Source organism: Limnochorda sp. L945t, from assembly GCF_035593305.1.
In the GTDB taxonomy this organism is placed as follows: domain Bacteria; phylum Bacillota; class Limnochordia; order Limnochordales; family Geochordaceae; genus Carboxydichorda; species Carboxydichorda subterranea.
In genome coordinates this window covers 2,284,782-2,297,750 of sequence record NZ_CP141615.1, presented here as the reverse complement: position 1 = coordinate 2,297,750, position 12,969 = coordinate 2,284,782, and the positions used below count along the sequence as shown (strand labels likewise).

11 protein-coding genes are annotated in these 12,969 nt (G+C 69.5%); 4 read left to right on the top strand and 7 right to left on the bottom strand.

Annotated features, from left to right (window positions below; translation table 11 throughout):
- Positions 1-17 precede the first annotated feature (17 nt).
- Positions 18-1,040, top strand: a complete 1,023-nt coding sequence (locus U7230_RS10660) for a Gfo/Idh/MocA family protein (protein WP_324715824.1) — start codon at positions 18-20, stop codon at positions 1,038-1,040.
- On the top strand, positions 1,037-1,792 hold the full coding sequence (locus U7230_RS10655) for a sugar phosphate isomerase/epimerase family protein (RefSeq protein WP_324715823.1): 756 nt from the start codon (positions 1,037-1,039) through the stop codon (positions 1,790-1,792). The genes U7230_RS10660 and U7230_RS10655 overlap by 4 nt, the downstream gene beginning before the upstream one ends.
- A 95-nt stretch (positions 1,793-1,887) precedes the next feature.
- Here the strand turns inward: U7230_RS10655 and U7230_RS10650 are convergent, their stop codons facing one another.
- The 6 genes from U7230_RS10650 to U7230_RS10625 all read right to left on the bottom strand — a co-directional run bounded on the left by U7230_RS10650 (position 1,888) and on the right by U7230_RS10625 (position 8,953).
- Positions 1,888-3,282 (bottom strand): GntP family permease, encoded by a 1,395-nt coding sequence (locus tag U7230_RS10650; protein ID WP_324715822.1) that lies wholly within the window; start codon positions 3,280-3,282, stop codon positions 1,888-1,890.
- Between the two features lie 37 nt (positions 3,283-3,319).
- Positions 3,320-4,747, bottom strand: a complete 1,428-nt coding sequence (locus U7230_RS10645) for a four-carbon acid sugar kinase family protein (protein ID WP_324715821.1) — start codon at positions 4,745-4,747, stop codon at positions 3,320-3,322.
- The gene (gene pdxA, locus U7230_RS10640; RefSeq protein WP_324715820.1) at positions 4,737-5,849 is read right to left on the bottom strand and encodes a 4-hydroxythreonine-4-phosphate dehydrogenase PdxA; all 1,113 of its coding nucleotides are present in this window, start codon (positions 5,847-5,849) and stop codon (positions 4,737-4,739) included. The genes U7230_RS10645 and pdxA overlap by 11 nt, the downstream gene beginning before the upstream one ends.
- Before the next feature lie 65 nt (positions 5,850-5,914).
- Positions 5,915-6,718: a DeoR/GlpR family DNA-binding transcription regulator gene (locus U7230_RS10635; RefSeq protein WP_324715819.1), complete on the bottom strand. Its 804-nt coding sequence runs from the start codon at positions 6,716-6,718 to the stop codon at positions 5,915-5,917.
- 172 nt (positions 6,719-6,890) lie between these two features.
- Entirely contained in the window at positions 6,891-7,922 is a 1,032-nt protein-coding gene (locus tag U7230_RS10630) for a 1-phosphofructokinase family hexose kinase (protein ID WP_324715818.1), read from the bottom strand.
- 167 nt (positions 7,923-8,089) lie between these two features.
- Positions 8,090-8,953, bottom strand: coding sequence for a sugar phosphate isomerase/epimerase family protein (locus U7230_RS10625; protein WP_324715817.1), 864 nt, complete (start codon positions 8,951-8,953; stop codon positions 8,090-8,092).
- 480 nt (positions 8,954-9,433) lie between these two features.
- Between U7230_RS10625 and U7230_RS10620 the strand changes: the two genes are divergently transcribed.
- Together U7230_RS10620 and U7230_RS10615 are read left to right on the top strand one after the other, a co-directional pair.
- The gene (locus tag U7230_RS10620) at positions 9,434-10,375 is read left to right on the top strand and encodes a 1-phosphofructokinase family hexose kinase (RefSeq protein ID WP_324715816.1); all 942 of its coding nucleotides are present in this window, start codon (positions 9,434-9,436) and stop codon (positions 10,373-10,375) included.
- Complete coding sequence (locus U7230_RS10615; protein ID WP_324715815.1) at positions 10,372-11,361, top strand: phosphoglycerate dehydrogenase; 990 nt, start codon at positions 10,372-10,374, stop codon at positions 11,359-11,361. Before U7230_RS10620 ends, U7230_RS10615 begins: the two co-directional genes overlap by 4 nt.
- A gap of 30 nt (positions 11,362-11,391) precedes the next feature.
- Here the strand turns inward: U7230_RS10615 and U7230_RS10610 are convergent, their stop codons facing one another.
- Positions 11,392-12,048 carry a bifunctional 4-hydroxy-2-oxoglutarate aldolase/2-dehydro-3-deoxy-phosphogluconate aldolase gene (locus tag U7230_RS10610; RefSeq protein WP_324715814.1) on the bottom strand — a complete coding sequence of 219 codons (657 nt, stop codon included), beginning with the start codon at positions 12,046-12,048 and terminating at the stop codon, positions 11,392-11,394.
- Between the last annotated feature and the right edge of the window lie 921 nt (positions 12,049-12,969).

Here is a 12,969-nt window from a genome sequence, read left to right as displayed (position 1 = left end):
GGAGTGCGCGGAGGTCCATGGCGACGACAGATCTGGTGCGACTCGGTGTGGTAGGCACGGGAGCGATCGCTCGCAGGGCGCACCTGGCGGCCGTGAAGCGTTCGGGTGCCGCCGAAGTGGCCGCAGTGGCGGACGTCGAGCGGCAGAGAGCAGAAGCGGTCGCGCAGGAGTTCGGAGTGCCGGCGGCTTACGGCTCTCTGGAGGAGATGCTGGAGGCTCGCCCGGAGATCGAGGCGGTGGTGGTCTGCACACCCAACCACCTTCATGCGCGGCAGGCGCTCCTGGCGCTCGAGGCGGGGAAGCACGTCCTGGTCGAAAAGCCGATGGCCCTGACGGCGGAAGATGCCGACGCGATGGTGGCGGCCGCCCGTTCGAGCCGGCGCGTGCTCATGGTCGGGTTTACCCACCGGTTCTATGCGTTCAACCAGGAAGTGCACCGGCTGGTGCGGGAGGGGGCGATCGGGCGCATCCTGAGCTTTCGCGTTCGGTTCGCCCACCGGGGGCCGTACGTCGCGTGGCCGGCCGAGAGCGACTGGTTCTTGCGGGCGGATCGGGCGGGCGGCGGTGCCTTGCTCGACATGGGCATCCACGCAGTGGACCTGGTACGGTGGCTGAGCGGCTCGGAGGTCGGCGACGTGAGCGCCGTGCTCGCGACGGTGGAGCCGGGAGGCGAAGTCGACCGTGTGGCGCATCTGGCCCTGCGCCTGCAAGACGGGGCGATCGGCACCATCGAGGTGGGATGGTCGACGCATGAAGGCGTGATGGGTTACGAGTTGTATGGCACGGACGGGAGCATCGTGGTGGACTATCGCACTCCTGTGCGGCTGTTCGTGCCGGGCGCGGCATGGCAAGGCCTCACGGGATGGCTCCAGCCGGGCCTGCAAGCAGGGGATCCTTTCGCCGAGGAGCACCGGTACTTCGCCCGCTGCGTCCGGGAAGGGCTGACGCCGGAACCCGACGGGGTCGCGGGCAGGGAGGCGCTGAAGGTCGTACTGGCCGCTTACGCGTCGGATCGCACCGGAAAGAGGGTGGCCGTATGAAGAGCGCGGTGAGCATGTGGTCGCTGCACCGGGAGGCGTACGCTGGTCGCCTCGACGTGGCCGGGTTCGTGCGCTGGGCACGAGGCGCCGGGTTTGGTGCGGTGGAGCTGTTGGACGTGTTCTGGAAGGACGAGCCCCGGGAGGTGCCGGAGATCCGGGCGCTCGTCGACCAGACGGGGCTCGTCGTGGCCGCGTACGATGCTACCAACGACTTCGCCTGGCCAGATGCGGCTCGCCGGGCGGAGCAAGTGCAGCGGGTGCGGCGGGCCGTGGATACCGCGGTACGGTTGGCGGCGCCGGTGGTCCGGGTCTTTTCCGGCGATCTCAAGCCGGACGTGCGGTGGGAGGATGCCCGGGGTTGGGTGATCGAGGGCTTGAGGGAGTGCGCCGGCTACGCCCGGCAGGCGGGGGTCGTGCTGGCCCTGGAGAACCACGGGAAGCTGGCCGGGCGCAGCGAACAGCTGCTCGACATCGTGCGTTCGGTCAACTCTCCGGCGCTACGGCTCAACCTCGACCCCTCCAACTTCGTCCTCGCCCACGAGGATCCGCTCCAGGCGGTACGGCTCCTGGCCGGCCTGGCGGTGCACGCCCACGTCAAGGGAGGCGACGAGGTCCCGTGGCAGGCCGTCGCCGAAGAGCTGCGGCGGGCAGGCTTCCAAGGGTATCTCTCCATCGAGTTCGAGGGGCAGGGCGATGAGCGGGCCGGGGTGGAGCAGGTCCGCCGCCAGATGTCCAGCCTCATGGGAGTGTAGGGGGCCGCGACGCACGGCGTGGGGTGGGTTTGCACGATAGTACCGGGGCCGATGCGAGCGCGCTGCCCGCGCCGGCCCCGGGCCTTGATGGGTGGCTACCAGACGGCGGACACGATGAGCAGGGTGATCAGGGAGACTCCCCACCCGATCGTGGTCGGCACCGACCACGTCATGACCTGCTCTTTCACATCCTCCACGCCGAGCAGCCGGTTGACGACCCAGAAATAGCTATCGTTGAAGTACGAGAAGACCATCGCGCCCAGCGCCGCGGCCTGGGCCGCGAGCACCGGCGGTACGTGGAGGTTGGCGAGGATGGGCGCCGTGATGGAGGCCGACGTGATCATGGCCACGGTGCCACTGCCCTGGGCCAACCGCACGAGCGTCGCCACCAGGAAGGGCAGCAACACGGCCGGGATACCCGTCGTCGCGATGGAGCTCGCAAGGTAGTTTCCGACGCCGCTGTCTCGCAGCACCTGGCCCAGCGCCCCGCCCGCGCCCGTCACCAGGATGATGATGCCGGCTGAGCTCACGCCCTCCTCCATGTAGCGCAGCACGTCCTTGCGGGACACGCCGGGCAGGAGACTCCACAGAGCGATCAGCAAGCCGATGCCCACGGCGATGACCGGGTTACCGAGGAAGATGATCGCCGTGGCCCAGCTACCCGTGGCCTTCATAGCCGTCAACACGGTATTGAGGAGGATCAAGACGACGGGTACCACGATGGGGGCAAACGAGACCGCCGTGCCGGGCAGCCGCTGCTCCTGCTCCGCCTCGACGGCCGCTTCCGTTGCAGCAGCTGCCTGGGCTGCGGCCTCTGCGGGTACCCGCTGCCACCCGAGCCCCGTCGCGTCCGGGATCTGATAGAGGCGCCGGCCCCACCACCGGGCATAGAAGACGCCGGCCACGGTCACCGGGATGGCGAACAGCAGCCCTGCCAGAATCATCTGGCCCACGTCGACGTTGAAGATCCCCGCCACCGCCAGGGGGCCCGGCGTCGGCGGCACCGCGTGGTGCGTGGCGACCAGGCCGACCGCCAGCGCCACCCCGATGGTAATCACCGACCGGCCGGTGCGTCGGGAGAGTGCCTTGGCCAGAGGGGAGAGGATGACGAAGCCCGAGTCGCAGAAGATGGGGATGGAAACCACGTACCCGGTCGCCGCCATGGCCGCGTCCTCACGGCCTCTGCCGAACCAGCGCAGGAACGTCTGCGCCATGCGCTGGGCGGCGCCGGATACCTCGAGCAGGCGGCCCATCATGACGCCGAAGCCGATGACGATGCCGATGCTCCCGAGGGTGTTGCCAAACCCGTTAGTGATGGACTTGCCGACCGCCACGGGATCCATCCCCGCCAACAGGCCGGTGAGGGCGGAGGCCAGGATCAGGGCGAGGAACGCGTGAACCCGCGTCTTCAAAATGAGATAGACGAGAACGGCGACTCCCACGATCAGCGCAGCGATCAGCTGCCAGCCTGCTACCGGCGGAGTCTGCATAGGACTCTCCGTCCTTTCCTGCCCTCAACAGGCGCATCTATGGTGACATCAATCTCCGGACGCACGAAACGGCCGCATCCTCACCTCCTACGAGACCACCTTTGCTCACCACCCGCACTCCGGAAAACGGTCCACCCGCGAGCCGCCCCAGCGCCGCCAGAGGCAACACCTCATCGACGAGCTCGATGGCGACGGCGCCCAGCGCACGCACGACCGCCGCCGTCACGTCCCCGCCGCTCAGGTAAAGACCCGCGGGTGGCCGTCCCTCTCGCCGTACGATCGCTTCTGTCGCCTGCCGGACCGCCTCTCCGACCGCTTCTAGAAGCCTCGCCTGCTGGCGCGGGGGTAGTTGAAGGAGTGCGTGCGCATCGTCCCCGATGGTGCGGATGCCTCGGACGGGATGGTGGCCGCGCTCCGACAGATGCCGGGCCAGCCTTTGGATTTCTTGAGAACGCTTACTAGTCACTTCACAGGAGAGCAGCCCGGCATCCGCCACCACGAGCGAAACCCCCAACTCTCGCTCCAGGCGTGCGAGCTGGCGCCGGGTGAGCTCCGTCGTGCTGCCGGCCACCACCAGGACCGGGCTCGAGGGGGCGCGTGGTTCGAGGGCGGCGGCGACCTCGCCCACGGCTCGGGGTGTCTCCGATGGAGCAGTGGCCGGCAGAAGCCGCGCCAAGGCCGCTGCCGTCAATGGGCCGGGGTCCGCGCAAACGGCACGGAGGTGCAGCTGGGTCGCCACGTGCACCGTGGCGTCGGCGAGCACGCCGATGTCTTCGTCGGAGACGGCATCCGCCACGATGGTACGCTGCCCCGCCGACAACGCGTCGACGATGGCCGAGCCGACGGCCCTGGCACCCTCCATGACCTTGCCCAGGGGTACGTGCGCCACCTCGCCGGGCTGCTGGTGCTGCAGGAGCGTGGGCAGGTGGGAACAGCGCACGGGAGCCAGCGGGTCGTGGGCCGCGCCCGTGCGCGTGACCGGCGTGCCCTCCACCAGCAGGTACCCTCCCACCACCGTGCGCCCCGAGGCCGGGTAGGCGGCCGTCACCACGGCGAAGCTCTCGGGCCCGAGCACGTCCAGGGCGGCGGCCACTTCGGCGCCGAGGTTGCCGCGGGCGGTGCTGTCGATGCGTTTGGCGACGATCGGGACCGGCGTGCGGTGCTCGATGACCGGCGCCAGGGTCCGGCGCACTCGAGCGGCGGCGACCGCGGGCTCGATCGAGCGGGACGCGGTGTTGAAGAGGAGCACGCCCGGCCTCGGGCCCCGGTCGATCCAGTCCATGGCCCATCGCAGGGTTTCGGGGCCCGGGTCCATCACCGACAGCGCACGCAGGCCCTGCCGCGCCAGGAGTACGCCCGTCGCGTTGGCCCCCGTCAGGTCGTCGGCGACCACGACCCCGAAGGGAGGCAAGCCGCCGCTTGCGTCCCGGTGATGGTGGTGTGGACGGGAACCGTTATCGATCATGACGGTACACCCCACCGGAGGACCGGGCAGCCCTACCAGCCTGGCCCTGTGCCTGGCCGGCCCTCCACGGCCGGGCGTATTGGGCGGCGACGCGGATCGCCTCCAGCATGCTGATCTCTCGAGCCTTCCCCGTGCCGGCGATGTCCAGCGCCGTGCCGTGGTCCACCGACGTCCGCAAGAACGGCAATCCGAGCGTCAGGCTCACCGTTCGGTCGAAGTCGTAGGTCTTGGCGGCGATGTGCCCCTGGTCGTGGTACAGCGAGACCACCGCATCGAAATGCCCCTGGATGGCCCGGTGGAAAACGGAGTCGGCCGGCACGGGCCCCTCCACGTGCAGCCCCTCCCGCCGGGCCGTCTCCACGGCCGGGATGATGGCCTGCTGCTCCTCGTGACCCATGAGGCCGCCGTCGCTCGCGTGGGGGTTGAGCGCGGCCACCGCGAGCCTGGGCCGCTCGATGCCCAACCGGCGCAGGAAGCGGTCCGCCGCCCGCGCCGTCTCCAGCACCCGCTCCGTCGTGACGAGATCGCACGCCTGGCGCAGCGACACGTGCCGGGTCACGAAGAAGATGCGCAGGGGCCCGGTCATGAACATCGTGTACGACTCCGCACTTCCCGTGAGCCCGGCCAGCATCTCGGTATGCCCGATGAACGGGATTCCCGCCTCGTGCAGCGCCTCTTTGTGGATGGGAGCCGTGACGATGCCGTCGAGCGTCCCCTCCATGGCGTCCCGGACGGCAGCCTCGACGTAGGCGAACGCTGCCTTGCCCCCGGCTGCGCTGACCTGTCCCACCGGCACGTCGGGCGGGAATGCACCGGCAACCTCCACGAGCGCGACCACCCCCAACCCGTCGGCGTCTGCTCCCACCGCATCTGCTCTCTCGAGGACCTCCCGAGCGCCGGCCCCCGCGCGGATCCGGGGAGACCGGGGTAGCCAGGCAGCGGCCCTTTCCAGGGCCTGGCGCTGGCCGTAGACCACCGGCCGGCACCATGTGAACACCTCGGGATGGCCCAGCGCCTTGAGCACGATCTCGGGCCCGATCCCGGCCGGATCGCCCAGCGTGATCCCGATGAGCGGGCGTGTGACCCCTTCATGTGCGGGCATACGTCATGGCCCCACCTTTCTGTGCCCTGCGTACGGGCCGTGCCCATGCAAGAGCCCCTGAGCGGCTAAACGAGCACCAGCTCGAATCCCTGCTCCGCGGCTGCCTGCCGGAGCGCCTCGATGGGCTCCGGATCCCCCGGCTCTTGCGCCTTCTCCCCGGCCGGGCGGTTGGTGATGATCCGCCGGAAGGCGGAAAGGGGGCTGACCGTGGCCAGCAGGACCCGCCCCAACTTGCTGGAGTCGGCCACCAGGGTGGCCTCCTTCGCGGCTTTCACCATCGCCCGCTTGAGCCGGACCTTTTCCATCGTGCGCGTCGTCACCCCGGCGTGGACATCGAAGGCGTCGGTGCCGATGAAGGCGTGGTGGGCATGGATTCCCTCCAGGAACGCCAGGGCGTGGTCCCCCATGAGGGCGAGCACCCTCGGCTGCACGAGGCCCCCGACGCAGAACACCCGGAAGCGGGGCTCCTCCCCCATGGCCCGGGCAATGTCGAGGTCGCTGGTGACCACCGTCAACCCCGACGGCCGCCGGTGAAGGAGAGCGCGGGCCACCGCCTGCGTGGTGGTGCCGGCATCCAGGATGACCGTCTGCCCGGGGCGCACCAGGCCGGCTGCTGCCTCGGCGATGCGGCGCTTGGCCTCCGGGTGCAGCGAGCGCTTGGTCCGGATGGGCTCGTCGAAGAGGCTCCTGTCGGGCAACAGCGCACCGCCGTGCACGCGGACGACCAGGCCCCGCTCGGCGAGAGCGTTGAGGTCCCGCCGCGCCGTCATGAGCGAGACGCCCATGGAGCGGGCCAGCTGGGTCGCCGAGACCCGACCCGCTTCCTGGAGTTGTTGCAGGATCCGGCGATACCGTTCGGCCGGAAGCATGGGGACATGTTCGAGTTGGTTCGGTCTTGCTCCTGCTCGTGCCGGCTCCATTGGCTATGCATTTTCAGGAAGAGGGCCGACGTGGCGGTGGCCGGGCGAGGTTGTGCGATCATGTGCGACTCTCCCGGCTCCGGGCAGGCTCGACACGGCCTCGTGTGCAGGGTGCTGCCGTTCAGCGAGCTGTCGAAGGCGCCAGGGCTGCGGCCGGTGGTGGCTCAGGCACCGGGCGAACGCTGACGTGGGCGGCAAGGAGCTCCCGGGCTCTGGCCGGATTGAGGGCGAATCCGCCGCCCGGACGCTCCACCTTCGCAGCGCCGCAGGCAACACCCCAGGCCAGGATGGCGGGCGGCGGCTCCCCCCGCAGGTGGCCGTCGACGAGGGCTGCCATCATCGCGTCGCCGGCCGACGCGGAGTCGACGGGCTCGACGGGGGGATTGGGGGCGAGCCACGCTCCGGTGCCGTTGACCAGGACGGCACCTTCGGAGCCAAGGGAGATGACCAGATGATCGGGCCCGAAGCCGCTCGCCAGGAGGCGCCGGGCCGCGTCGACCAGGGCCGGCATACCGGCTACACAGAGCCCCGCCGCCTCCTGGAACTCCCGGCGGTTGGGTTTGGCCAACGCGGGCCGGTGCGGCAGCAGCGCGCGGAGCACGGCACCGGGGACGTCCACGAAGACGGGGCGGCCCTGCTCCCTGGCATACCGGATCAGGCGCTCGTACACCTGCACGTCCACGCCTCTTGGCAGGCTCCCGGCCAGCAACAAGGCCCGATGGTCATGGAGCGCCTCACGGGCCAGCTCGACGAAAGCCCCGAGCTGGCTCCCGTCGATGCCTAGCTCGCCCTCCTCGTTAAGAACGGTGTCCCTGGGGGCGGGTCGACGGGCGTCCCCTTCTGATGGAGCCGGCCCCACCTCCAGCACGATGGTGGTCACCCGGCTCTCGCCCTCCGCCCACAGAGCCTCGAAAGGCACGCCGTACGCCCGGAGTTGCTCGGCGATGAGCCGGCCCGTGTGGCCTGCGAGCGCGGTGAAGACGGTCGCGGTCAGGCCCAGCTGCCGGGCAGCCATGGCTGTGTTGGGCCCCTTCCCACCGGGAGAGAGCCGGACCTCCGAGGCCCGGTGCACCTCACCGGGGGTCAGGGCTTCCACGACCAGCCGCCGGTCGAGGCATGCGTTGAGCCCGAAGAGCAGGACGTCTCGCATCATGCCGGTCCTCGGTGTCCTCCCGTCGACGGCCCGAGCTCACGTGTTCAGGGTCGGGAGCTGGCCGAACGACGCTCGGCCTCGATGATGGTGCGGCAAAGCGCCTGCCCGTCGGATGTGACGGGCAGGCATCCCATGACTTGCCCGTTGAACGACACCGCTCTCTCAAGTCAGGCGGGCTCGGCCAGGACCACCTGTTCGAGGGCTTTCAGGTAGCGCAAGCCCTCCCCCGCGATGAAGTCGCCGCTCGGCGCGATCTTGCGCCAGATGGCCGTCTCCCGGGCGATGGCCGGCGTCTCGGGGACGAACGACTCGATGACGATGTGCCCCTGGTAGCCGGTGGCTTTGAGTACCCGCATGACCCCCGCCCAATCGACGTGCCCGCTGCCCGGGGTGCCCCGGTCGTTCTCGCAAGCGTGTACGTGCGCCAGCTTCCCGGCGGCCATGCGGAAGGGTTCGACGTAGCTACGCTCTTCGATGTTGATGTGGAAGGTGTCCAGTAAGAGCTTCACGTTGGGTTTGCCGACGTCGGCCAGGAGCTTCAGGCCGTCCTCGGTGGTGTTGAGGAAGTAGGTCTCGAATCGGTTGACGGGCTCCAGCCCCAGGGTGACCCCCGCCTGCTGGGCGTGGTCGGCCGCCTGTTGCAGGCCTTCGACCGACCACCGCCACTCGTCGGCCGTCCGCCCGCGCCCCGGGATGTACCCCCAGGCACAGTACAGCACTCCGCTCAGCACCGGCGCCCCGAGCTGGTGGGCGATGTCGATCATCTCCTTGAGCCGCTCCACGCCCCGGCGCCGCACGGCCGGATCGGGGTCGACCAGGTTTTCCTGGCGGCTCAGGCCCGCCACCACCGTGCATTCCAGGCCTTCTTGCTGGAAGGCCCGGCGGGCGCGGGGGATGTCGATCCATTCGGGGAAGTTGAGCGGGAAATCGATGCTGTCGAAGCCGAGCTGCTTGGCCCTGGCGGCCACCTTCTCGACCTCCTGATCCAACCGCACGGTCCACAGGAACGGGTGCACTCCGTACTTCCACATGGCTTTCCTTGGCCTCCTCACCGTTGATGCCCTCGTCCCCTCCGCGACGAGCCTCGCTCAGGCGCGAGGGGCTTCGATGCCGGCAGAAGGAGCTCCTCTACCGCGTTTGATCGCCTCGATGCCCGTCTTGCCCGGCCATGGGCGCTGCGCCGGCGCGTTCAGGTCGATGGCTCCCCGCTGTGCATCGAGCAGCTGGTCGGGAAACCGCCGGGTGACCCGCACGAGCCCCGGGGACCCGGGCGACCGGGCGCCTGTGGGCCGTCCAGGACGGATGAGCCGGCGGGAGGACCGCAGGGTACTGTCACGAAGGAATGCCGAGCTCTCCGGAAGGTACGAGGCCAGGATTGCCACGGGCGCCCATCCGCGCACCGGACTGCGACGAGAACCTGGAGTTCGTCTTCGTCTACTCGTGTGGGCGGGGAGACGGTGAGCAAGTCGGCGAACAGACGAGCCGTTCCCCTTGGGAAGGACGCGACGTCAGTGGTCATCACGCTCACACTCAACCCGGCCCTGGACGCCACCATCATCGTGGAGGAGGTGCACCTGGGCGCCCTCAACCGGATCCCGCCGATTCGCTATGACGGGAGCGGCAAGGGCATCAACGTGGCAACGGCCCTGAAGCTGTACGGGTGGGACGACGTCGAAGCCTTTTGCGTCCTGGGCGGGCAGCCTGGACGGGCCATCGCCCGCGCGCTGGAGGAACGGGGGATCGCCTGCCGGGCGTTTTGGTGCGAGGAACCGACCCGTACCAATACGAAGATCTGGGAGACGCGCTTCGAGCGCTTCACCGAACTCAACGAGCCGGGGCCCCGCGTGCCGGCGGGCCTGCTGGAGCAGCTGCGGGTCGCGTTGGTGGAGGAGGGCCATGCGGGGGACATCGCCGTGCTGTCCGGCAGCATGCCGCCCGGAGTACCGGTGAGCTATTACGCCCGGCTCGTCAAGGAGCTCAGCCAGCGAGGCGTGCGGGTGGTGCTCGACGCCGACGGCGAGGCTTTCCGCCTGGGAGTGGCAGAGCGCCCGTGGATGCTGAAGCCCAACCGCTTCGAAGCCGAACAGCTCTTCGGCGAGCCGATTCGCACGCCTGAGGCCGAGATGGCTGCCGCCCTCCGGTTGCGGCAGCTGGGCGCCGAGATCGGGATCGTCACGTTGGGCGAGCACGGAGCCGTTTTTGCCACGCCGGAAGGCTCCTGGCGGGTCCGGGCGCCACGGGTCGAGGTGAAGAGCGCCGCGGGGTGCGGGGACGCGCTCCTGGCTGCGCTGCTGGCAGAACGGTCGCGAGGGAGGTCGTGGAAAGAGGCGTCCGTCTGGGCGGTGGCCGCTGCCAGCGCCTCCGCCACCCTGGAAGGCACCCGGTTCGCAACCCGGGCGATGGTCGACCGGCTGGTGCCCCGGATGGCGGCAGAGGAGGAGGGTGCGGCATGACCTACCGGATCCTCGTCACGTCGCTGTCGTTCGGCCGAGAGGATGCTACTCCGGTGCGGATGCTGGAGGACGCGGGGTGCGAGGTCATCCGTAACCCCGCAGGACGCCCGCTCAGCGACGAAGAGCTGGCCGGCCTGGTGGGGGAGGTCGACGGCATCATCGCGGGTGTCGACTGGATAGGGCCGCGCACGCTATCCCGAGGGGTCCCGAGGCTGCGGATCGTCTCCCGGACCGGGGTGGGCTATGACCGGGTGGACGTGGAGACGGCGACCCGGCTGGGGGTGGCCGTGACCATCACGCCCGGTGCCAACAGCGAAGCGGTAGCGGACCTGGCCATGGGGCTGCTCATCGCGGTGGCCCGGCAGATTCCCGAGGCTGACCGGACGTTACGCGACGGGCGGTGGCACCGTTACACCGGGCGTGAGCTCTGGCGCAAGCGCCTGGGCCTGGTCGGGCTGGGCCGCATCGGCAAAGGGGTGGCCCGGCGCGCGGCGGGCGGCTTCGCCATGGAGGTCCTCGCCTACGACGTCGTATGGGACGAGCCCTTTTGCCGGCAGTGGGGCGTGATGCGGGCGGGCAGCCTGGACGAGATCTTCGAGACGTGTGACTTCATCAGCCTGCACGTCCCCGAGACGGCCCAGACCCGCCACCTCGTCAACGAGGAGAGGCTGCGCCGCATGAAACGCACCGCCTACCTGGTCAACACGGCTCGCGGCGGCCTCGTGGACGAGGCCGCGCTTGCCCGCGCCCTGCAGGAAGGGTGGATAGCGGGGGCAGCCCTCGACGTCTTCGAGAAGGAGCCGCCTGCTTCGAGCCCTTTGCTGGGGCTTCCCAACGTGGTCGTGACGCCGCACATCGGCGCCCACACGGTCGAGGCGGTGGGAGAGATGAGCCGGATGGCTGCCCGCAACCTGCTGGCCCTGCTCGTGGAAGGCCGCGTGCCGGAGGGCCTGGTCAACCCGGAGGCCCTGCGGAGCGGGAGCTGAAGGCTCTCCGTTTGGAAACCGGTGCCAGGGCTACCGGACGGCTGCCCGGATCTCCTCGATCTTGTGGACGAACGTCCTGGCCCTTTCCCTGAGGCCTGCATAGTCGCCGGACCGCTCGACGTCGCGAAGCAGGGGACCGCCCACGCCGACGACGGTGGCTCCGGCCTCGAACCATGCCTGCAGATTGTCCAGCGACACGCCGCCCGTGGGGCACCAAAGCGCCTGCGGTAGCGGCGCCCGGAGGGCCTTGAGGTACTCCGGCCCGAGCACCGAGGCGGGGAAGAGCTTGAGCACATCGGCCCCCAGCTCGAGCGCCTGCACCGCTTCGGTCGGCGTCATGACGCCGGGGAAGACCGGCAACCCGTACCGGTGACCCGTCCGGATGACCGGCTCGAACGTGCCGGCGCTCACCAGGTAGTGGGCGCCCGCGGCGACGGCCGCTCGGGCGGTCGCCTCGTCGAGCACGGTGCCCGCTCCCACCAGCAGATCGGGATGCTCGCGGCGCAGGCTCTCGATCACCCGATCGGCGCCCGGCACCGTGAAGGTCACCTCGAGGGTCCGGAGTCCTCCCTCGAGCAGGGCCTGCCCCACCCGGAGCGCGGTCTCCGGGTGGCCCACGCGGATGATGGGGATCATACCGATGTCGATGATCGCTCCCAGGATTTGCTTGGGACCCCTTGTTGTCATGGCTGTCCCCTCTCCCGAGCCGAACGATGGTTTCTGGGGTCGGCCGCAGCATTCCCTTTGGGGCGCTCCAAACCCTGCGAGCGAACCTCCGGTATATGTCGCGGGACGAAGCTCACGACAATCCCGCGTAAGCTAGAGGGCCTGCTACACCGGGCGCCGAATGTCCTGATGGGGGTGTCTGGGCCATGGCACCCGAACCGCTGCGGAGCATACGAGGTCTCGCCGTGACAGCCGTCTGCGCCCCCGTAGCCCGTGGCGGGACGTCGCCTGGGCGCTCACGGCCATCCTCATCTTCCTGGCTTTCTTCGCCATGCTGGTGGTCTCGCTGAGACCTTGAACTGACGGGGCGGGTGAGTTCGTTCATCCTCGCACGGAGTTACGGGCGCAGAGGACAGTAACGGCCTCGGCTCGGAGCTTCGCCGCCCCCTGTTCGAGGCGCTCGGGGCCTCTGGACTTGAATCATGTCCGTTCGCTCGAGCGCGGGCCGCTTGGACGTCGGTGGCCGCAATCCCCGGGAGCGCGAGTATTCGGCGAGGCCTTTCTGCTTGATAACCAGGGCCTGTTGGATCAGTTCCTCTCACGTGGCCGGAGGATGCTCGATGCCTGCCCGCTTCAAGATTCCCTGATTAGTAGAAGAAGTACTTCTGGTCGAGCAGCCGGGGCAGCCCCCACTGCCTTCCGTTGAACGTGACGATGTCCCACGCGGCAGGGAAGACGTCCGTCTTCATCTCCGCCGTGACCCGACCGGCGACGTCTCAGCTCGAGCCGTGGTGCTGGATACCCGCCCTTTCGCCGGTGTCGCCAAGCCTGCAGGTTGGCCGCGCAGGACCTGCTCCAGTGCCCGCTGGAACCAGGGCAAAACGGTGGGCGTGGTGCTGCCGACGGCGATGATGTCCAGATCCAATCCAACAGGTTGGCGAT